This is a genomic window from Humibacter soli, assembly GCF_054779035.1.
In genome coordinates this window covers 570,658-588,926 of sequence record NZ_BAAGYX010000001.1, presented here as the reverse complement: position 1 = coordinate 588,926, position 18,269 = coordinate 570,658, and the positions used below count along the sequence as shown (strand labels likewise).

Annotated in this window: 25 protein-coding genes; 11 read left to right on the top strand and 14 right to left on the bottom strand. The window is 67.0% G+C overall.

Annotation, left to right across the window (positions count from 1 at the left end; all coding sequences use genetic code 11):
* Positions 1–27: 27 nt before the first annotated feature.
* The 7 genes from ACYVDN_RS02710 to ACYVDN_RS02680 all read left to right on the top strand — a co-directional run bounded on the left by ACYVDN_RS02710 (position 28) and on the right by ACYVDN_RS02680 (position 5,835).
* Positions 28–708: a Rossmann-fold NAD(P)-binding domain-containing protein gene (locus ACYVDN_RS02710; protein WP_460568190.1), complete on the top strand. Its 681-nt coding sequence runs from the start codon at positions 28–30 to the stop codon at positions 706–708.
* A 51-nt stretch (positions 709–759) separates the two neighbouring features.
* Positions 760–1,326, top strand: a complete 567-nt coding sequence (locus tag ACYVDN_RS02705) for a dihydrofolate reductase family protein (RefSeq protein ID WP_460568188.1) — start codon at positions 760–762, stop codon at positions 1,324–1,326.
* A 78-nt stretch (positions 1,327–1,404) separates the two neighbouring features.
* Entirely contained in the window at positions 1,405–2,718 is a 1,314-nt protein-coding gene (locus ACYVDN_RS02700; protein ID WP_460572210.1) for an aminotransferase class V-fold PLP-dependent enzyme, read from the top strand.
* Entirely contained in the window at positions 2,715–3,191 is a 477-nt protein-coding gene (sufU, locus tag ACYVDN_RS02695) for an iron-sulfur cluster assembly scaffold protein (RefSeq protein WP_460568186.1), read from the top strand. Before ACYVDN_RS02700 ends, sufU begins: the two co-directional genes overlap by 4 nt.
* 169 nt (positions 3,192–3,360) lie before the next feature.
* Positions 3,361–4,659 carry an MFS transporter gene (locus ACYVDN_RS02690; RefSeq protein ID WP_460568184.1) on the top strand — a complete coding sequence of 433 codons (1,299 nt, stop codon included), beginning with the start codon at positions 3,361–3,363 and terminating at the stop codon, positions 4,657–4,659.
* Entirely contained in the window at positions 4,656–5,270 is a 615-nt protein-coding gene (locus ACYVDN_RS02685) for a TMEM175 family protein (RefSeq protein ID WP_460568182.1), read from the top strand. The genes ACYVDN_RS02690 and ACYVDN_RS02685 overlap by 4 nt, the downstream gene beginning before the upstream one ends.
* Positions 5,271–5,370: 100 nt before the next feature.
* Complete coding sequence (locus tag ACYVDN_RS02680) at positions 5,371–5,835, top strand: phage tail protein (RefSeq protein ID WP_460568180.1); 465 nt, start codon at positions 5,371–5,373, stop codon at positions 5,833–5,835.
* Here ACYVDN_RS02680 and rarD read toward each other — a convergent pair.
* The 5 genes from rarD to ACYVDN_RS02655 form a co-directional block, all read right to left on the bottom strand.
* A complete protein-coding gene (gene rarD / locus ACYVDN_RS02675) occupies positions 5,819–6,772 on the bottom strand; it encodes an EamA family transporter (protein ID WP_460568178.1) in 954 nt (317 codons plus the stop codon). The genes ACYVDN_RS02680 and rarD overlap by 17 nt on opposite strands.
* Positions 6,773–6,825: 53 nt before the next feature.
* Positions 6,826–7,422, bottom strand: coding sequence for a class I SAM-dependent methyltransferase (locus ACYVDN_RS02670; RefSeq protein ID WP_460568176.1), 597 nt, complete (start codon positions 7,420–7,422; stop codon positions 6,826–6,828).
* The gene (locus ACYVDN_RS02665) at positions 7,419–8,114 is read right to left on the bottom strand and encodes a TetR/AcrR family transcriptional regulator (RefSeq protein WP_460568174.1); all 696 of its coding nucleotides are present in this window, start codon (positions 8,112–8,114) and stop codon (positions 7,419–7,421) included. The genes ACYVDN_RS02670 and ACYVDN_RS02665 overlap by 4 nt, the downstream gene beginning before the upstream one ends.
* A 100-nt stretch (positions 8,115–8,214) precedes the next feature.
* A complete protein-coding gene (locus ACYVDN_RS02660) occupies positions 8,215–8,646 on the bottom strand; it encodes a hypothetical protein (RefSeq protein ID WP_460568172.1) in 432 nt (143 codons plus the stop codon).
* Entirely contained in the window at positions 8,643–9,380 is a 738-nt protein-coding gene (locus tag ACYVDN_RS02655; RefSeq protein WP_460568170.1) for an SDR family oxidoreductase, read from the bottom strand. Before ACYVDN_RS02655 ends, ACYVDN_RS02660 begins: the two co-directional genes overlap by 4 nt.
* A 179-nt stretch (positions 9,381–9,559) precedes the next feature.
* On the opposite strand from ACYVDN_RS02655, the gene sigJ reads away from it, so the two are divergent.
* Positions 9,560–10,465, top strand: a complete 906-nt coding sequence (gene sigJ, locus ACYVDN_RS02650) for a sigma-70 family RNA polymerase sigma factor family protein (protein WP_460568168.1) — start codon at positions 9,560–9,562, stop codon at positions 10,463–10,465.
* A 29-nt stretch (positions 10,466–10,494) separates the two neighbouring features.
* Here the strand turns inward: sigJ and ACYVDN_RS02645 are convergent, their stop codons facing one another.
* The 3 genes from ACYVDN_RS02645 to ACYVDN_RS02635 form a co-directional block, all read right to left on the bottom strand.
* On the bottom strand, positions 10,495–10,719 hold the full coding sequence (locus ACYVDN_RS02645) for a hypothetical protein (protein ID WP_460568166.1): 225 nt from the start codon (positions 10,717–10,719) through the stop codon (positions 10,495–10,497).
* 160 nt (positions 10,720–10,879) lie between these two features.
* Positions 10,880–11,308 carry a DUF6855 family protein gene (locus ACYVDN_RS02640; RefSeq protein ID WP_460568164.1) on the bottom strand — a complete coding sequence of 143 codons (429 nt, stop codon included), beginning with the start codon at positions 11,306–11,308 and terminating at the stop codon, positions 10,880–10,882.
* 110 nt (positions 11,309–11,418) lie between these two features.
* Positions 11,419–12,195, bottom strand: coding sequence for an SDR family oxidoreductase (locus tag ACYVDN_RS02635; RefSeq protein ID WP_460568162.1), 777 nt, complete (start codon positions 12,193–12,195; stop codon positions 11,419–11,421).
* A gap of 165 nt (positions 12,196–12,360) precedes the next feature.
* Between ACYVDN_RS02635 and ACYVDN_RS02630 the strand changes: the two genes are divergently transcribed.
* Positions 12,361–13,329 carry a sigma-70 family RNA polymerase sigma factor family protein gene (locus ACYVDN_RS02630; protein ID WP_460568160.1) on the top strand — a complete coding sequence of 323 codons (969 nt, stop codon included), beginning with the start codon at positions 12,361–12,363 and terminating at the stop codon, positions 13,327–13,329.
* Here ACYVDN_RS02630 and ACYVDN_RS02625 read toward each other — a convergent pair.
* The 5 genes from ACYVDN_RS02625 to ACYVDN_RS02605 form a co-directional block, all read right to left on the bottom strand.
* Positions 13,319–13,645, bottom strand: coding sequence for a YciI family protein (locus ACYVDN_RS02625; protein WP_460568158.1), 327 nt, complete (start codon positions 13,643–13,645; stop codon positions 13,319–13,321). The two genes, ACYVDN_RS02630 and ACYVDN_RS02625, sit on opposite strands and share 11 nt — an antisense overlap.
* A 2-nt stretch (positions 13,646–13,647) precedes the next feature.
* Complete coding sequence (locus ACYVDN_RS02620; protein WP_460568156.1) at positions 13,648–14,256, bottom strand: dihydrofolate reductase family protein; 609 nt, start codon at positions 14,254–14,256, stop codon at positions 13,648–13,650.
* A 91-nt stretch (positions 14,257–14,347) separates the two neighbouring features.
* Positions 14,348–15,259 (bottom strand): NADP-dependent oxidoreductase, encoded by a 912-nt coding sequence (locus tag ACYVDN_RS02615; protein ID WP_460568155.1) that lies wholly within the window; start codon positions 15,257–15,259, stop codon positions 14,348–14,350.
* A 72-nt stretch (positions 15,260–15,331) separates the two neighbouring features.
* Positions 15,332–15,979, bottom strand: a complete 648-nt coding sequence (locus ACYVDN_RS02610) for a nitroreductase family protein (RefSeq protein ID WP_460568153.1) — start codon at positions 15,977–15,979, stop codon at positions 15,332–15,334.
* A 53-nt stretch (positions 15,980–16,032) separates the two neighbouring features.
* Positions 16,033–16,593 (bottom strand): carboxymuconolactone decarboxylase family protein, encoded by a 561-nt coding sequence (locus tag ACYVDN_RS02605; RefSeq protein ID WP_460568151.1) that lies wholly within the window; start codon positions 16,591–16,593, stop codon positions 16,033–16,035.
* A 126-nt stretch (positions 16,594–16,719) separates the two neighbouring features.
* On the opposite strand from ACYVDN_RS02605, the gene ACYVDN_RS02600 reads away from it, so the two are divergent.
* Positions 16,720–17,367, top strand: coding sequence for a TetR/AcrR family transcriptional regulator (locus ACYVDN_RS02600; protein ID WP_460568149.1), 648 nt, complete (start codon positions 16,720–16,722; stop codon positions 17,365–17,367).
* Positions 17,368–17,447: 80 nt separating this feature from the next.
* Complete coding sequence (locus tag ACYVDN_RS02595; RefSeq protein WP_460568147.1) at positions 17,448–17,792, top strand: hypothetical protein; 345 nt, start codon at positions 17,448–17,450, stop codon at positions 17,790–17,792.
* Here ACYVDN_RS02595 and ACYVDN_RS02590 read toward each other — a convergent pair.
* Positions 17,777–18,076: a hypothetical protein gene (locus ACYVDN_RS02590; protein WP_460568145.1), complete on the bottom strand. Its 300-nt coding sequence runs from the start codon at positions 18,074–18,076 to the stop codon at positions 17,777–17,779. The two genes, ACYVDN_RS02595 and ACYVDN_RS02590, sit on opposite strands and share 16 nt — an antisense overlap.
* Between the last annotated feature and the right edge of the window lie 193 nt (positions 18,077–18,269).

The following is an 18,269-nucleotide window of genomic DNA, read 5'->3' as shown; positions in this document are numbered from 1 at the left end:
ATCGCGGTGCCGGCCGATGCTCGAGACATGACAACAACACTCATCACCGGGGCCAACAAGGGCCTCGGCAAAGAAACCGCCCGTCAGCTCATCGCAGCAGGGCACACCGTCTACCTCGGATCCCGCGACGAAGGACGCGGCCGAGCGGCAGCCGACGAGCTCGGCGCGAGGTTCGTGCAGCTTGACGTCACAGACGACGACTCCGTCACGGCCGCGCTCGCCTCCATCGAGGCGGATGGCGGGCTCGACGTGCTCGTTAACAATGCAGGCATCGGACTGGTCGGACGGACCGGGCCGGAGGCGCTCGAGGTCTTCGACACGAACGCCGTCGGCATCGTGCGTGTCACGGAGGCAGCGCTCCCCCTGCTGCGCAAGTCGGAGAACCCCGTCGTGGTGAACATCTCCAGCGCGCTGGGCTCGTTCTGGGCCGTGACCAACCCCGAGCGTCCCGCGTTCAACTACCCGTCGATCGTCTATGGCGCCAGCAAGGCCGCCGTCTCGATGCTCACGCTGCAGTACGCGAAGGCGATCCCCGAGGTGAAGTTCAACGCCCTCGAGCCGGGAATCACCGCGACGGAACTGGGCGGCACCGCCCACCCCGGCCGCCCCGTGGAGGTCAGCGCGGAGGTCGTCGTGCGTTGGGCGACGATCGGACCTGACGGCCCGACCGGCACCTACCAGGAGGACGCAGGCGAACTCGGCTGGTGATCGGCTGATGAGTCGCGGCAGCGTGTCGGTGGCCGCTGGCATGCTGGCGCCATGGCGATCATCTTCAACACGGCCACGACGGTGAACGGCTACCTTGCCGATCTGCAGAACTCGCTTCAATGGCTGTTCGACGTCGGCGGCGAGGAGCCGCCCATGGACGCCTTCCTCGACTCGATCGGGTCGTTGGTGATGGGGTCCACCACCTACGAGTGGGTGCTCGACCACGAGAACGTGCTCGCCGAACCCGAGAAGTGGCAGGGTTACTTCGGCTCACGCCCGACGTTCGTCTTCTCGACACGTGAGCTGCCGATCCCTCGCGGAGCGAACGTGCGGGTGGTGAGCGGCCCGGTGCAGGCTCAGCTGCAGGTCATCCGTGACGCGGCCGGCGAGAAGCACGTCTGGGTCGAGGGCGGCGGCGACCTCGTCGGTCAGTTCCTAGATGTCGGGGCTTTGGATCGCATCGTGCTCTCGGTCGCCCCCGTCTTCCTCGCTGCGGGTGCACCCCTGCTGCCCCGCACCGTGCTCAGCGACAGGCTGCGGCTGGAGTCCGTCGAGCAGGTGGGACGGTTCGCCGTGCTCACCTACGACGTGGTGCCCGTAACACCTCTGCGCTTCTGAGCGCCGCTGGGTAGGCTCGCGTGCGACATGGAGATGAACGCGGCGATGGGTACAGGCACGGGAAACACGACGACCGGGATGACCACCGGGCGAACGCCGGTGCTCATCTCCGACTCGTATTTCGAGCGCCTGCGGCAGGACTTTCCGCTGCTCGACGAGTCGGTGAACGGTCATCCGCTCGTCTATCTCGACTCCGGCGCCACCGCGCAGCGTCCCATCACCGTTCTCGAGACCGAGACCGACTTCTTGCTCACGAAGAACGCCGCAGTGCACCGCGGCGCCCACACCCTCGCCGCGGAAGCGACCGAGTTGTTCGAGGATGCCAGGGCTGCCGTCGCCGCCTTCATCGGCGCCCAGCCCGACGAGGTGGTCTGGACCTCGGGCGCCACCGAGGCACTGAACCTCGTCGCCTACGCCATCTCGAACGCGAGCCTCGGCCGAGGCGGCTCGGTGTCTGAGCGCTTCCGCCTCGGCCCCGGCGACGAGATCGTCGTGACCGAGATGGAGCACCACGCCAACCTCATCCCGTGGCAGGAGCTCGCCGCACGTACCGGCGCGATGCTTCGTGTGATCGGGATCACGGATGACGGCCACCTGCGACTCGATCAGGCGGAGGAGCTGATCGGCGAGCGCACGAAGTTGGTGTGCTTCACCCACGTCTCGAACGTTCTCGGCACGGTGAATCCCGTCTCGCATCTCGCGCGGCTCGCCCACGAGGTGGGAGCGCTCGTCGTGCTCGACGCCTGCCAGTCCGTGCCGCACATGCCCGTCGACGTCGTCGCCCTCGGGGTGGACTTCGCCGCCTTCTCCGGCCACAAGATGCTCGGTCCGAACGGCATCGGGGTGCTCTACGGGCGCTCCGAGCTGTTGAACGCCCTTCCCCCGTTCCTCACCGGCGGTTCGATGATCACGACCGTCACTCTCGAGGGTGCCGAGTACCTGCCGTCGCCCCAGCGCTTCGAGGCCGGAACGCAGCAGGTCTCCCAGGCGATCGCGCTCGCCGAGGCGGTGCGCTACCTGCGCGACGTGGGCGTTGCACGTATCCACGAGCACGAGCAGCACCTCACCGGCCACCTGCTGCGCGGACTCGATGAGCTGCCGGGCGTGCACGTTCTCGGACCGAAGAACGCCGACGAGCGCTCTGGCCTCGTCAGCTTCACGGTCGACGGTGTTCACGCCCACGACGTCGGCCAGTATCTGGATGACGTGGGCATCGCCGTGCGCGTCGGCCATCACTGCGCGCAGCCGCTGCACCGCAGGTTCGGCGTCACCGCGACGACGCGCATCAGCACATACCTCTACAACACGACGGCCGAGATCGATCTCGCGATCGACAGGCTGGCGACGGTGCGCGAATTCTTCGGAGCCGACCGCGAGGGGGCGGGCGCATGAGCCAGCCGCAGCGCAGCAGCGACATCCAGCCGACCGGACTGCAAGACCTGTACCGGGAGCTGATCCTCGACCACTCGAAGCACCCGCACGGCCGCCATCTGGTCGAGGGCGCCATCGCGCAGTCGCACCAGGTGAACCCGACGTGCGGCGACGAGGTCACCCTCCAGTTGCAGCCCGGAGCCGATGGACGCATCCGCGAGATCACGTGGGAGGGGCATGGATGCTCCATCTCACAGGCATCAGCGTCGATCCTCGCGAGCGTGGTCGACGACGACACTCCCGAGCACCTCTCCGAGCGCATCGAGTCGTTCCGCACCATGATGCACTCACGCGGTCAGCTCGAGGGCGACGAGGATCTGCTCGGCGACGCGGTGGTGTTCCAGGGTGCGTCGCGGTACGTGGCCCGCGTCAAGTGCGCCATGCTCCCCTGGGTCGCGGCAGAGGCCGCCCTCCGCAGTCTCTCCACGCGCTAACAGGCGGGCTCAGATCGCGGACGCTCCCTTTTCCGCGGGTTGAGGAGCGCGCTGCAGGCGCGCGTCTCGAAACCCCGACGATCCCTCAGCACCGATAGGTTGGTTCCTGACCACTCGCGGGGCCAGGTGCGCGTCGCGCAACCTGATCGAGCAAGGAACACCCGACGCCGTGACCCGCGAAGCCGCGCAGCAGCTTGCTGAGGCGCAGCGTGCGCGGCGAGGTCTCGGAGTGGTGCTCGCCGGACCGTTCTCATCGCTACGCGGCAATCCGCGCTTCCGGCTGCTGTGGTTCTCGAATCTCTTCTTCTTCGGCGGCGTGTGGACCCAGACCCTCGTGATGTCGTGGCTGGCGTTCGAGATGACGCACTCCGATCTGCTCGTCGCCGTCTTCGGAGCGGCTCGCCTGTCGCCGATGTTCCTCGGTCCCGTTGCGGGAGCTCTCGCCGACCGGCACAACCGGGTTCGGCTGCTGCTGATCGCGTGTGGATGGGCCACCGTCGCCGTCTCCGTCGTCGGGGCACTTGCGAGCGCGGGCATCCTGTCGTACTGGATGCTCGTGGTCGGCGGATTCGCCATCGGCCTCGCGCAGTCTCCCTCGCAGCCGGCGCGGGCGTCACTGGTGCTCGACCTCGTCGGCTCCGAGAACCTGTCGAACGCGAACGCGCTGAACGCCCTGGCCATGAACTCCACTCAGGTCATCGGTCCGGCGATCGGCGGGGTGCTGATCGCCGCGATCGGTGCGCCGGCCGCACTCTGGGTCTCTGTCGGCTGGTATCTCATCTCGTTCGCGCTGATGATCCCGCTGCGTGGTGTGCCGAACCCGCCATACGAGGGGCAGCCCGTGCTCCGGATGGTCGTCAGCGGCATGCGGATCATCGGCCGCGACCGCTTGACGATGGCCGTGCTCCTCATCACGTTCGCCGCGAACACTCTGCTCTGGCCGATCTATCAGTCCTTCATGCCGGTTTTCGCGCAGGACTCGTTCCATCTGAACGCCGCAGGCCTCGGCGCCCTGCTCACCGTGTGCGGTCTTGGCGGCCTGATCGGCTCGTTGATCATCGCCGCGCTCGGCGACTTCAGGTTCAAGGGCGCCCTCTTCGTGTTCGGCACTGCCGCCTGGGCGCTGTTCTGGATTCTCTTCGCGTCCATCGCGAACGTCCCCGTCGCCTTCGTGATGCTGGGTCTCGTCGGGCTCGCCAGCGCCGCCTTCAACGTGCTGCAGACCACGCTCCTGCTGCTGACGACGGGACCGGAGCTGCACGGCAGGGTCCTCGGTCTGCAAGAGCTCGCGATCGGCATCCAGCCGGTCTCGACGCTCGTGCTGGGTGCAATCGCCTCCCTGATCGGGGTCGCGCTGACCGCGAGCGCAGCAGGTGCGCTGCTGATCGCGTTCGTCGCCATCCTCGCGTGGCGGGTGCCGCAGCTGGTGAGATTCAGCGGAGTGCAAGACCAGGGAGGCAGCACATGACGTCATCACGACTCGAGGCGTTCAGCGACGGCGTTCTGGCCATCATCATCACTGTCATGGTGCTCGGCCTCGCAGTGCCGGAGGGCAAGACGTTCGCCGACCTGGTGCACACCAGCGGCATCGGGCTGCTGACCTACGTGCTGAGCTTCATCTACATCGGCATCTACTGGAACAACCACCACCACATGTTCCAGCTGCGGCCGTATGTCGACGGCGGGCTCCTCTGGGCGAACCTGCACCTGCTCTTCTGGCTCTCGCTCTACCCGTTCACCACCGCGTGGATGACCCAGACGAACGTCGCCACGGTTCCGACCGTGATCTACGGCGTCAACCTGATCGCCGCCGCGATCGCCTACACCGTGCTGCAGCGCACCATCATGCGTCGGCCAGGCGGAGAGCGTCTCAAAGAAGCCCTCGGTAGGGATGTCAAGGGTTGGCTCTCCATCGTCTTGTACCTACTGGGCATCGCGTTGGCGTTCATCGATCCGTGGATCGGCCTGGTTCCCTACGTCGCCGTCGCCGTGATCTGGCTCGTACCCGATCGGCGCATCGAGCGCTACATGCGTGCGCACGCGGACGACGCGAACCGCGACGAGGACAGCACGGAGTGACGGCCACGCCCGGGCATCCCATCGATCCCGGACATCGTTCCCGCTCCACGGCACGGCTGTCGGATACTGTTGCCTCGTCGCATCATCACCTGGAGGACAAGTGCCATACGTCGTCGACTTCGTGAACGTCTCCACCGTCGGACTCGAATCGTCCCCGGTCGCGGATGCCCTTGCAGGGCTGCGCGCGAACGAGGCGCGCTACTTCACGAACAAGTACGACCACGTCTTCACCGTCGTCCCCGCGGAGGAGGACGCGGAGAGCCTCGACTGGGTGACCGGCATCCTGTCGGATGAGCGTGGCATCGCCATCGCCTCCAAACCCCTCGAGGTGACCGGATTCGAGGTCGAGGGCATCCGCATGGCCTTCGTCTTCTACGAGTCCGGACTCGAGATCAACGTCATGTACACCCTCGCGGACCAGGGCAAGCGCGCCGTCGGCTTCAAGCTCTCCGAGGGCATGGAGGTGCCGGAGGAATTGGCCGACACGTTCAAGTTCGCCCGTCAGAAGTCGAAGCTGGCGGGGGTCATCCGCGGATCGTTCTTCGTGATCAAGGGCGAGCACTGACCGACGGCCGGCGGAACGGCTCGATCGCGAGCAGCACGAGTGCGACCGCGATCGGCCCGTAGACGAATGCGTCCGCGACCGTCAGCTGCTCTCCCAGAAGCAGTGCGGAGACGGCGATCAGCAGCACCGGCTCCAGGTAGGTGAGCAGGCCGAAAAGACCGAAGGGCAGCACGCTGCTCGCGTGCAGGTAAAGGCTCAGAGCTGCCCCGCTGACGATCCCGAGCAATGCGACGCCCAGGATGAGCAATGGTGAGGCGACGAGCGGCGCGAACCCGTGTTGGGTGACGAGGAACCAGACTGCGATCGGGAGCAGGATGACCAACTCGAGGCTGAACGCACCCGTGGTGTCCAGCCGCGCGCGCCGACGCACCACGAAGTACAGCGGATAGCCGAGCGCCACCACCATGGTGACGAGTGCGACTCCCCCGGCGACGACGATCGCCGCGACCACCCCGATCACCGCGCACGCCACCGCGAGCACCCTGAGCAGCGAGAGCCGTTCGCTGTGCAGCGCGACCCCGACCACGACCATCACGAGTGGCATCAGCAGGTAGCCGAGTGCTGCTTCGAGGCCGTGTCCGGTCTGCGGTGCCCAGCCGAAGATCCAGAGCTGTACGCCGAGGAGCAGGGCGTCGACGATGAGCACCAGAACGAGTGCGGGGGCGCGTCGTACTCGTGTGAGGATGGCTCCGACATCCCGCCACCCGCCGAACACCGTGAAGAGCACGGCGACCACGGGAAGCGTCGCGATGACGCGCCACGCGAAGAACACGTCGGCGTCGAGCACCCGCAGCTCTCTGGCCAGGAAGAAGAGCACGCCGAAGAGCACCGAGGCGGCGACGGAGGCGGCCACGCCACGCGCGAGAGCGGATGCCCCGGAGTGGGCCTCGGCGCCTCGGTGGCCCTCGGCCCCGGCTGCGGAGTCACCTGTGGTCATGTCGTGTCGATGGTATCGGCGACATCCCGTGTGAAAGTCACAAGATGCTCTTGCTACCGCCTCCTGGCGCGCACGATCACGTCGCGGAGCGTGACCGGATGCCAGTGCCTTTCGCCCACCTCACAGTCACGCACCTCCGCGGTCTGCACGTCCCACCTGGCCGGATCGAGCACCGAGCGGATGCGCTCGGGATCGGTGACCGCGTCTGCGGAATGGGCGTGACCATGCGCCTGTCCGTGCCCGACGATCAACAAGGTGCCGCCGGGCGCGACCCAGGTCGCGATGCGCTCGTAGAACGCGAGTTGCGGAATCGTGGGGTGCACGTAGAACGTTGTGACGAGGTCGAAGGATGTCGCGGGCTGCCAGGATGTGAGGTCCGCCTCGACCCACGAGATGTGGCCTGATCGCGGCGCCACCGTCCCGGCTGCCCGACGCAGCGCCTCAGCGGAGATGTCGACCGCGGTGACCTCCCATCCGTGTGCGGCGAGCCACCCAGCCTCAGCACCCTCGCCGCTACCCGCGTCGAGGGCTGTTCCCGTATCAAGGGCGGCGATCTCGGTGTCGAGCGCGGGGTGAGGAGGCACGACGGACGCATCGTGCCCATCGCTCCAGTGGGCTTCCCAGAACTCCTTGTCGAACTGCCGGCTCATGCCGCGCCTCCCCCGGCTTCCACGACTCCCCTTCCTGCCCCGCCTGTCATGTCCCCAGCGTCCACCACGCCCGGCTCCCCACGCGCCGCACGGGCGAGAGCCGCGCGCGCCTCGGCGTAGACCTCCCGCAACGAAGGCGCCTCCGCGATCTCGTCGCTACGACGCACCCACTCGTCGAAGGAGACCCGCATGCCCAGCGAGAAGCTCCCCGCGACGGCCGACGCGTCCAGGGCGGCAAGCCCCGCGTGATCGGTCAGCGTCGCGGCGATCCGCACGGTCAGACGAGACTCGCGTTCCAGGCCGGCGGCGAGCAGCTGCGGGTTGGCGATCATCAGGCGACGCACGCGCAGAAAGCGGTCGCGGCCATCCCGGTCCGAATCGAACACGCCGGTCATCTGCTCCCACGCGTCTTCGAGATCACGCAGCGGATGTCGCACAGAGACACCCGCCGCTACGGAGACGAGCTCGGGCTCGAGCCCTGCGTCGTCCACGAGCACCGCAGCCTCCTTCGTCGCACAGTGCCGGAAGAACGTCGTGCGCGAGATGCCCACCGCCGCGGCGATGCCTTCGATGGTCGTCGCGGCGTAACCGTCCCGTTCGAACAGCTCGACCGCGGTGACCGCGATCGTCCTCGTCAGCTCGCGCCGCCGACGCTCCCGGAGGTCGGGCACACGTCGGGTCGCAGGATTCATGCCATGTGAACTCGGAGTCCTGGCCTCAGAGTGGTCCTCCATCCCTACATGGTACTGAGTGCCACGTAGGTTGGTGCCCTTTCATCAGGGGTGCGCCTGGTTATGCCGCATCCGCCGAGCCCGCGACGTCGCGCCGCGCGCGGCGGTCGCGCACCACGGTGACGACGATGACAGCGATGCCCAGGAGCGCGACGACCGCGTTCGCGGCGGTCAGGGCGATCGCCTGCCCGGTCGTCGCCCCCTCGAGGTGTAACGCGTGGTAGAAGAAGTGCGGCACGGCGAACACCGAGTAGGCGAGCGCTGCGGGGATCACGAAGTGCGCCTTCGGCACGAAGAACGCGATGCCGAGGAGCAACGCGATCCCGAGGGTCGCACCGCCGAAATCACGGGCATAGTGCTCGCTGAACGGCGGCGTCAGGTCGACGGTCGGAAAGTAGCGGTAGAAGGTCTCGGGGCTGATGGCGTTCCATCCACCGACGACGAGCTCGTCGAGAAAGAGGATGGCGAGCCCGATCCGGATGAAGACGGTCATGCCGCGAGCCATTCGTCGAAAGTCTGACGTCCGAGCCGCGTGCCCGGCTTCGGCAGCACCGTTCCGTCTCGCAGCGAACGCCCCCAGGCACCCGGAAAGGGGAATTCCACCACGGGCCGACGCTGCCCGGTGGCGGCGAGGTAGCGGCGCACCAGGTCTGCCATCCGTTCCTCGCGAGGTCCGGCGAAGTCGGGCTCCAGCCCGCGCGACGGACCGGTTGCGATCCCGACGAGCTCGGCCGCGACCTCGGAGGCGGCGACCGGCTGCGTGCGCATCGTCGGCACACCCTGTACCGGTCCGATCTTGCCGCCGTGGATGACCTGCCTGACGAACTCGTAGAACTGGGTCGTGCGCAGAATCGACCAGCCGCCCTTCTCCGCCATCAGGATCTCCTCCTGCAGGGCTTTGCCTGCGTAGTAGTTCGCCCTCACCTCGGCGGCGCCGATGATGGAGATCGCGACGTGATGCGGCACCTCGGCCTGGCGCTCGGCCTTCAGCAGGTTGCGGGTGACCGTGCCGAAGAAGGCAACGGAGCCCTTCGTGGAGGTGCTGCTCGTCGCGGAGGCGTCGATGACCGCGGACGCGTCCCGCAACGCCTCGACGAGCCCCGCGCCCGTCACCAGGTCCACCCCGGTGCTGCGGCTGATCGGCACCGGCTGGTGCCCCGCGGCACGCACCGCTTCGACCACGTGCCTTCCGAGCTCCCCCGTGCCGCCCGCGACGACGATCCTCATCGCACGGCCCTCTCTACGTCGATGGATGTCCGGACGGACCGCGCGCTCCAGGCGAGAATGTTGTTCATACCCTTCAGGACCGGATAGCCCGTCCAAATGTGACACTCGGCATCGAACCTCGGGCATGACCACGTTGGCTAGGCTGCCGCCCGATCTCTGAAGAAAGAAGGATGACCGCGATGCCCCTCGATGCGAGCGACCACGACGCACGGTACGACGTGGTGCTCGGCGAGCGGCGTCATCTGATGTCCCTGGCGTTCCGCATGCTCGGCACCGTCGCCGAGGCGGAAGACGCCGTGCAGGAGACATACATCAGGTGGTACAGGCTCAGCGACGAGGAACGAGCTGCGGTCGAGGTGCCGCGAGCTTGGTTGACCAGAGTCGCGGGACGTGTCTGCCTGAACATCCTGGATTCCGCCCGTCATCGGCGGGAGCAGTACGTCGGACAGTGGCTTCCTGAACCGATCCCGGCCAACGCCTACCTCTCGGCGACGGTCGCCGAGGACCCCCTCGAGCGTGTCGCGCTCGACGACTCTGTCAGCACCGCCTTGCTGGTGGTACTGGAGTCGATGACGCCGGCCGAGCGGGTCGCCTTCGTGTTGCACGACGTGTTCGCGGTGCCGTTCGACGAGATCGCCGAGGTCGTGGGTCGCACCCCGGCGGCGTGCCGACGACTGGCGACATCCGCTCGCCGTCGCGTCCAGCAGGACCGCGGCCGCCGTGCGACCCGCGCCCAGCACGACGAGGTCGTCAAGGCGTTCGCGGTCGCAGCTCAGACAGGTGATCTCGCCGGCCTCATCAGGGTGCTCGACCCTGAGGTGGTGCTGCGCTCGGACGGCGGCGGCATCGTCAACGCCGCACGCAATCCTGTTCAGGGCGCCGACAGAGTGGCCCGTTTCGTGCTCGGCACGATGCAGAAGAGCCCGACCATGGAAGCGCTCGACCGCGAGACGCCCGATGGCCTCGGGTTCGCGATTCGAGACGAGGGACGCATCATCGGCGTGGTCACCCTCGACGTGGCCGACGGCGTCGTGACCGACGTGCGCCTCATGATGAACCCGGGCAAGCTCACGCTCTGGAGTTGAGCCAGGCGAGGGCGCCGGAGCGCACGGATTCAGTCGCCGGCGAGCTGCTGCACCAGGGTGCCGACCATTCCGCCCCAGATCAGGGTGGCGACGCCCAACATTGCTGCAGCCACCACGCAGGTGACGACGAGCCCTCCGATGAGAATCAGCAGCATCCGCAGCAGAGTGGATGCCGTGCCTCGCGAACCGCCCGCGTTGCCGTCCCGGCCGGCGTCGGTGTCGAACGGATTTCTGGTGAAGGTGATCGCACGCATGACTCCTCCGGATGCCTCGTATCCCACAGCTGCGGGCGAGCTCCATCGGTCCCCGGGCTCAGTGTGCGCGTCGGCCACCGAACACGGGATCGGAATCCGCTGAGGGCGCTCTAAGACCCCCGTTGCGAATCCGTGATCTGCGCGGTCTGACAGGTTCAGGTCATCCGGCGAGCTCGATCGCACGCACGCGGTTGTTGCGCGCATTGTGCTCGAGCTCGACCAGGCCGAGAGCCTCGAGGAGCGGTGGGATGTACATCCCGAACCGTCCTCGCAACCCCTTCTTCTGGCCGTACCAGCCGCCGACCGGGTTGTCCGCTGAGCGTCCCCACGCTTCGACGGTTCCGGCCGCCGGCTCCTTCTGCTCGTCGGCGGATCCGAGCGGCATCCAGTCGCCGTGGCTCACGAGCATGGCGTGCAGGTCGTCGATCGCGCGCGCGAGATAGGTGAGTCGCGTGCCGCCGACCTGGCAGATCAGCAGTGCGGGTTCGACCGTGTCATCGCGGTAGATCGTGTACGACGACGAGAGCGGCGGCGTCTTCAGGTTCCACGGGTCGTCGGGTGTTCCGGCTCCCGACCAGTTCTCAGCCATGGCGGTCCTCCTTCTGACGTGGATGCCTGTCGATCAGTCTCACCGGATGACCGACCTCTCGTCCAGTACGAAGACGTCGACCCGCAGGCCGACGTCTTCGTACTGACTGGCTACCTCGTGAGAGTCGAGTGGGCGGCGAGCCACTTCTGGCCGGTCATCCACTGCTCGAATGTCAGTCGGGACAACTGGGCGTCGGGTCCGGGAACCAGCTCGTCACCGGTGAGCAGCGTGCCGAAGTACGGGGCATCAGGGTCACCGATCACCGTGCGCTGGTCGCCGTTCGCGACGAACGCGCGACGCACGAACTCGTCCTGCGCGAGCTTCTCCGGTCCGCCGATCTCGATCGTGCCGCCGAGCGGTTCACGTGCCGCCGCCCTGGCGACCGCGTGGGAGACCTCGGCAGCCGCGACGGGCTGCATCAGCCCCGTGCTCAGCCGGGCGACGCCGTCGACTGTCGCCTCGTCGCCGATGCGGCCGGCGAACTCGTAGAACTGGGTGGCGCGCACGATCGTGAACGGCTGCCCTGAGTCGCGGATGATCTCCTCCTGCGCGACCTTCGCACGCAGGTATCCGCTGTCGGGGAGCTGCTCGGCGCCGACGATCGAGAGCGCGACGTGGTGGCGCACGCCTGCAGCCTTCTCGGCCTCCAGCTGGTTGCGGGTCGACGTGGTGAAGAAGCTCAGCACATCGTCGTCGGCGAACGACGGTGAGTTCGTCACGTCGATGACGACGTCGGCGCCCGCGAACGCCTGCTGCAGCCCCTCCCCCGTGATGGTGTTCACGCCGGAGCTCGGCGACGCCGCGACAGCGAAGTGGCCGTGTCCGTTCAGCAGTCCGACGACCCTCGAGCCGATCAGGCCTGTGCCTCCGATGACGACGATGTTCATGACTCTCCCTTTCCTTCGGCGCGGTGCATCCGCTGCCGTCACCAGCTCTGACCGGACAGCCCGCGCGTTCGTGACAACGGGAAGAGGCGGCTAGCATGACCGCCGAGACGACGATGCGTCCCGCACTGCCGCCACCGCCATCGTTGCCGCCGATGAAAGGGTGCCGTGACCAGAAAGATCGACCTCGACGTTCTGCCCGATCCCCGGGAGCCGTTGGGCCTCTGGCGGGGCGCCGACGAGGTCGAGGCCGGGGTCGCTGAAGAGTCCGTCGACGACGGCCTCGCGGCCTTCACCGAGGCGCGGCCGCGTCTGTTCGGCATCGCGTATCGGATGCTCGGGAGCGTGGCCGACGCCGAGGACCTCGTGCAGGAGGTCTGGGTGCGGTGGCAGCAGTACGACCGCGCGAGCGTTCGGGAGCCCGCCGCGTTCCTCGCCACCACCACGACGCGCATGGCCATCAACGAGCTGCAGTCCGCGCGGTCACGCCGTGAGACGTACATCGGGCCGTGGCTGCCCGAGCCGATCGCGACGGGGACCGATCCGGAGCTGTCGGCGGAGGGCGACGAGACGCTGCAGCTCGCCGTGCTGTTCCTGCTGGAGCGGGCCACACCGGCCGAGCGGGCGGCGTATGTGCTGCACGAGGCGTTCGCTTACCCCTACAGCGAGATCGCGACGATCATCGACACCACCGAGGCGAACGCACGGCAGCTTGCCCGCCGCGCCAGACGCCGCCTCGACTCTCCCGGTCGCACGCGCGTCGCGCCGGCCGAGCAGCGCCGCTTCCTCGCCGCCTTCATCGAGGCCGCACGGTCCGGCGAGGTCGAGCGCCTCGAGTCTCTGCTGGCCGAGGACATCGTGCTCTACGCCGATGGCGGCGGTGTCGGCAACGCGTCGAGGATCCCGGTCGAGGGCGCCGCAAGGGTGGCACGGTTCGTCGCGGCGTTCTCGGTGTGGCTGTGGGATCTCGTCGAGGTGCGCTGGGTGGAGGCCAACGGCCTCACCGCCGCCGTTCTCGTCTACGACGGAGTTCCATACGCCATGTTCACGGTCACCGCGACCGGTGACGGCATCGACGGCCAGTACTGGATGATGAACCCGGCCAAGCTCGGAGGCGTGTTCTTCCTCATGGACTGAACGGTCGCACCTCGATCTTGCGATCGCAGACCTTGGACGCCTCCGCGGCGAGCTCGAGCGCGACGTCCAGATCCGGAGCCTCCCAGATCCAGACGCCCGCGAGGTACTCCTTCGACTCGACGAAAGGCCCGTCGGTGAACACCGCCTGCTCGCCACGACTGTCGACGACCGTCGCCGCGTCGGTGTCGGCCAGACCGCCCGCGAAGACCCAATAGCCACCGGCCATCAGCCTTTCGTTGAAGGCGCTGATGGCCGGCCGTCTGTCCGTGCTGCCGGGATCGTCCTTGTCGTCGATCACCGAAACCAAGTACTGCATGTTCACACCGTCGCATACTGCGGTCGTCCGGCGGGCCGGAAAACCTGGATCGTGACGCCCTTCGAGTCGACGCGGGACTCGAGAAGGTCGAGCGCGACATCCGGACCGCGCTCTGCAAACAGCCTCGCACCCAGGCCGACGATCACGGGGATGACGATCAGCGTCATCTCGTCGACCAGATCCTTCTCCAGCAGCCACCGGATCAGGGCGCCGCTCCCGTGCACCTGCAACTCGCCTCCCGGCCGAGCCTTGAGCTCGCGGATGGCCGACTCGAGGTCCCCGCCGAGCACGGTGGTCCCTTCCCAGTCCGGCACGGTGATGGTGGTCGAGGCGACATACTTCGGCGTCGTGTTCAGCGCAACACCGATCGGATGGGAGCGCATCTCGTCGATCGAGCCCCAGGATCCCGCGAACAGCTCGTAGGTGCGCCGACCGAACAGGAACGCCTCGGCGTTCTGGTAGGTCTGCGTGATGAGCGCCCTGGTGTCGTCATCCCCTTTTCCGAATGCCCATCCCCCGCGCTCGAAGCCGTTCGGGTAGTCATCGGTGGGCACACCGTTGTTCTGCATCACACCGTCGATGGAGATCTGAGTCATGGTCGTCAGCTTCATGGTCGCTTCCCTCGCGTTGGTGCCGCCCCTCGCGGGCCGCCTCACCACTGCTACGAACGCCACCGACCCGATCCGACATGCGCCGGGCGAATCAGAACACGAGGACGTGCTTGACCCCTCCCGAGCGACCTGCGCCCACCTGGTCCGCCACGGCCACGCCATCCTTGATCGGCGTGGTCTGCACGTCGAGGTGCAGTTCGCCGGACGCGAGGAGCGCGGCCAGCTCAGCGAGCGCGCGCCCGTCCGGCTGCACGTAGAGGTTGTTCGTGCTGATGCCGCGCACCGAGTCGGGGGCGTCGGAGGTGATGGAGGTGAGTCGTCCCCCATCGATCACGAGCGTGATCGCGGCGTCGGACGATCCGGTGACCGCATTGAGAACGGCATCGAATCGCCCGTCGACCTGTTGCGTCCAGCCGTTGACGTGAGTGTCGATGATCTCGTCGGCACCGAGCTCACGCAGGTGGTCGGCGTGCGACGGGCCGGCCCCTGCGACCACGACTGCGCCGCGAAGGTGGGCGAGCTGCACCGCGAGTGAAGCGGTGGGGCCGGATGCCCCGACGATGAGCAATCGTGTGCCTGTCCCTACCTCCAGCTCATCGAGTGCCTGGAGGGCGGTCAGACCGGCGACCGGAAGTCCCGCAGCGATCGCGGGAGCGAGCTCCTCGGGCAGCCTCGCGACACTCGCCGAGCGCACAAGCACCTTCTGCGCCCACGTGCCGCTACCGCCGGGCAGGGGCGCCTCGTGTACGAGCACGAGGTCTCCCACCTGGAACTCTGGCTCGCCGGGACCGACCTGGGCGACTCGGCCTGCGGCCTCCACTCCCAGCGCGGCGGGCGGAACGAGCCCGACATCCCATCCTCCCGTGTGCAGCAGCGGATCCCACGGGCCGATGCCCGCACCGATGACCTCGAGCACGAGCTCGCCGGTGCCGGGCTCGCGCGGGTCAGGAAGGTCGAGGATCTCCAGGGCGTCGCTTGGGGCGCGCACTCCGAGTCCGAACATGATCTCTCCTTGTGGTGCTGTGGTTGGTCTGCGGGTTGGTTCTGCGTTCTGCGGCTGTTCGGGGCGAGAGGATCAGGCGAACGTGAACAGCTGCTCGGGCTCGAACCGCGAGATCGGCGTCTTGTACTGCTTGGACTCGTCGGGGTAGCCCAGCGCGAGCAGCACTGTCGTGGTGTGACCCGTCTTGCGGATGTCGAAGGCCTTGTCGACCGTGACCGGGTCGAATCCCTCGAGGGGCATGGCCTCGACGCCGAGCTCGGCTGCCGCCATCATCGTCAGGCCCAGCAGCATGTAGGTCTGCTTCTCCATCCAGTGGTTGGTGTCTTTGTACGTATAGTTGCGCAGATTCACGAAGTCCCGGGTCATCTCTTCCCAGTGCGCCTGCTTCGCCTCGGCCGGGAAGCGACCGTCGGTGCGCTCCTTGGCGAACACCGCATTCAGGTGCTCGGCGGGCACGTCTGCACGCGTCGTCATGATGATCGTGTGCGACGCGTTGCGGATCTTCTCGCCGTTGTCGGCGAAGCGCTCGCCGAGGTTCGCCGCGAGCTTCTCCTTGCCCTCGCGGGTCGACAGAACGATGAAGTGATTGGGCTGGATGTTCGTCGAGGTGGGAGCCGAGCGCAGGAACCTCAGCAGCTGCTGGATCGTCTCCTCCGGAATGGTCTTGCTGCCGTCGAAGTAACGGCTGAGGTGCTTGTTCATGAGCTTGTCGAGGTCCATGACGTCTTCTGCTTTCTGGGTCGAGTCGAGGTGGTGAAGGGTGAAGGGATGTCTCAGGCCGTCGCGACCGCTGGGGCGTCCGCGTCGGTGAAGGGCGAGGGGATGTCGACATCGGTGAGGTTGACGTTGTTGAGGTAGTTGGTCAGCAGGGCACGAACGGCCAGCGTGACGATCCCGAGAATCTGGGGATCCGTGTAGCCGGCACCGCGGACGCCGGCGAGGTCGGCGTCGCTGACGTGCCCGCGCGTGTCGATGACCCGGTGGGCGAATCGCGCGACGGCCGCTCGCTTCGGGTCGACCGAGCTGCCCGCCTTCGCCAGTTCGATGTCCTCCGCCGACAGACCGCCCTTCAGCGAGCCCGCGATGTGCAGTGCCAGGCAGTACTCGCAGCCGTCCGCCTCGGAGACCGCCAGCGCGATGGTGTGCCTGGTTCTGGCATCCAGAATCCTGTTCGCCTTCGCCTGCACCGTCGTGACGAGGTCGAGCACGGCGGGGTTCGACGCGAGCATCTGGAACATGTTCGGCACGAAGCCGAACTGCGACTCGACCCGGTCGAGGGTGTCCTGCACGTCGCTCGGGAGTTCGTCGGAGAGGGGAACGTTCAGACGTGACATGACATCAACTCCAGAGCTCAGCAGCCGACGGACGGCCGATCATTTTGTGGTCTAAATCGTCCACTTCTGAGATGTAACACCATTCGATAGTGGGCTGTCAAGCCCATTTTTGGTAGAGTGATCGTCATGACCTCCACGACGGCAGTTTCCGAGCCCCGCCAGCTCACGGCGAAGGGCCAGGCCACGCGCGCGCGAATCCTCGAGCACGCCGCCGAACTCATCTATGCGGAGGGTGTGCACGCGACGAACAATGAGAAGCTGCGCCGGGCGGCCGGAGTCAGCGGGTCGCAGATCAACCACTACTTCCCCACCAAGGAAGCCCTCGTGCTGGCGGTGATCGAGTGGCAGGCCGACCGCGTTCTCGGGTTCCACCAGAGTGAGCAGTTCGACGACTTCCAGGACTTCGACGACTTCCGTAGATGGGCCGCCTACTACGCTCACCAGGATCGCGGACTGGGGTGCAGCCTCGGGTCGCTCGCCAGCGAGATCGTCAAGACCGACCTCGACGTGCACGACGAACTCGCTGCCGCATTCACGAAGTGGCACGCGATCTTCCGTGACGCTCTCAGGCGCTTGCAGGAGCGCGGTCGCCTACGCCCCGAGGCAGACGTCGAACGGCTCGCGACCCTCCTGCTCGCCGCATTCCAAGGCGGGATGCTGCTCGCTCAGATCGCTCAGGATGTCACCCCGCTCAGGGAAGCGCTCGAGGCCGCCCTCGACAGCATCGGCCTGTATGCGGCATCGTCAGATACTGGACTAAATCGACCTCTTTGAGGTAGGAAGAGAACACGCCATTGCAGGCTCGATGAGAAACGCGTCGGGCGGATGCCGGCCATCGCACGAACGGAGCCAGGATGCCTGAGCACGAGACGGAACACGACGTGAGCGGGGTGGCGAACGGCGATCGCATCGCCCCCAACGCCATCGGGGACGCATTGACTCGAGCGCCGCTCGCGTACACCGACGGATCCGTGCAGGTCTTCAGCGGCGACGGACGCACCCGATTCATGGAGAACGGCACGACCACGCTCGGAGACTGGGGAGTCGATGAACACGGTCGCTTCTGGTCGTTCTGGCCACCGTCGTATCGCGCGGAGTACAACGTCTACTGGATCGTCGAGAACGGTCATCCGGTTGGCGTGCGCTTCGTCGATCGTGGCCATGGAAGCGTCTCTGAAGGGCGCTACCCGGGGCTCTGACCGTCATCCGGTTGCGTGCTCGCCGCCTTCCGCAGAAAGGTCATCACCGTCTCGGCCGGAATCTCGCAGGGCTTGAGGATCGCGCCACCGCTGGTGAGCCAGACGTTTGCACCCAGGGCTTCGGCGCTGCCGAGGCGCTCGGCATCGAGGGAGACGACCCTTCCACCGGCCCTCGTGGTGCGCGTCACCGCCCACGTCTGGCCGTCGATCCGCGTGCGCGACCAGCCTTCGGGGATCGCCGCGATCAACGCCTCGAGCTCTGCACCGTCGTTCGGATCGGTCACTGCACCATTCTGTCTCGCCGCTGTTCCGCCAGATGGCGTGATGACCTCCACTTCGCGACTCTTTAAGGACTATTTGGTCCATGATGTGGCGGCAGGCACCCTCGCTCAAGGCCGGGCGAGTGAGGGAGCGGCGGATGTCCACCCTCGACCGTTCAGGACCTTCCAGTCCATTAATTGACTATTGTTATGGGCA

Bases quoted from the DNA above. Each gene is read 5' to 3' on its own strand.
- ACYVDN_RS02665 (WP_460568174.1), bottom strand. From the start codon at position 8,114: ATGAATCCTGCGACCCGACGTGTGCCCGACCTCCGGGAGCGTCGGCGG.
- ACYVDN_RS02620 (WP_460568156.1), bottom strand. From the start codon at position 14,256: ATGAAGCTGACGACCATGACTCAGATCTCCATCGACGGTGTGATGCAG.
- ACYVDN_RS02605 (WP_460568151.1), bottom strand. From the start codon at position 16,593: ATGTCACGTCTGAACGTTCCCCTCTCCGACGAACTCCCGAGCGACGTG.
- ACYVDN_RS02635 (WP_460568162.1), bottom strand. From the start codon at position 12,195: ATGAACATCGTCGTCATCGGAGGCACAGGCCTGATCGGCTCGAGGGTC.
- ACYVDN_RS02595 (WP_460568147.1), top strand. From the start codon at position 17,448: ATGCCTGAGCACGAGACGGAACACGACGTGAGCGGGGTGGCGAACGGC.
- ACYVDN_RS02685 (WP_460568182.1), top strand. From the start codon at position 4,656: ATGACGTCATCACGACTCGAGGCGTTCAGCGACGGCGTTCTGGCCATC.
- ACYVDN_RS02645 (WP_460568166.1), bottom strand. From the start codon at position 10,719: ATGCGTGCGATCACCTTCACCAGAAATCCGTTCGACACCGACGCCGGC.
- ACYVDN_RS02655 (WP_460568170.1), bottom strand. From the start codon at position 9,380: ATGAGGATCGTCGTCGCGGGCGGCACGGGGGAGCTCGGAAGGCACGTG.
- ACYVDN_RS02625 (WP_460568158.1), bottom strand. From the start codon at position 13,645: ATGCAGTACTTGGTTTCGGTGATCGACGACAAGGACGATCCCGGCAGC.
- ACYVDN_RS02710 (WP_460568190.1), top strand. From the start codon at position 28: ATGACAACAACACTCATCACCGGGGCCAACAAGGGCCTCGGCAAAGAA.
- ACYVDN_RS02660 (WP_460568172.1), bottom strand. From the start codon at position 8,646: ATGACCGTCTTCATCCGGATCGGGCTCGCCATCCTCTTTCTCGACGAG.
- ACYVDN_RS02640 (WP_460568164.1), bottom strand. From the start codon at position 11,308: ATGGCTGAGAACTGGTCGGGAGCCGGAACACCCGACGACCCGTGGAAC.
- ACYVDN_RS02670 (WP_460568176.1), bottom strand. From the start codon at position 7,422: ATGAGCCGGCAGTTCGACAAGGAGTTCTGGGAAGCCCACTGGAGCGAT.
- ACYVDN_RS02610 (WP_460568153.1), bottom strand. From the start codon at position 15,979: ATGGACCTCGACAAGCTCATGAACAAGCACCTCAGCCGTTACTTCGAC.
- ACYVDN_RS02615 (WP_460568155.1), bottom strand. From the start codon at position 15,259: ATGTTCGGACTCGGAGTGCGCGCCCCAAGCGACGCCCTGGAGATCCTC.
- sufU (WP_460568186.1), top strand. From the start codon at position 2,715: ATGAGCCAGCCGCAGCGCAGCAGCGACATCCAGCCGACCGGACTGCAA.
- rarD (WP_460568178.1), bottom strand. From the start codon at position 6,772: ATGACCACAGGTGACTCCGCAGCCGGGGCCGAGGGCCACCGAGGCGCC.
- ACYVDN_RS02700 (WP_460572210.1), top strand. From the start codon at position 1,405: ATGACCACCGGGCGAACGCCGGTGCTCATCTCCGACTCGTATTTCGAG.
- ACYVDN_RS02600 (WP_460568149.1), top strand. From the start codon at position 16,720: ATGACCTCCACGACGGCAGTTTCCGAGCCCCGCCAGCTCACGGCGAAG.
- ACYVDN_RS02705 (WP_460568188.1), top strand. From the start codon at position 760: ATGGCGATCATCTTCAACACGGCCACGACGGTGAACGGCTACCTTGCC.
- sigJ (WP_460568168.1), top strand. From the start codon at position 9,560: ATGCCCCTCGATGCGAGCGACCACGACGCACGGTACGACGTGGTGCTC.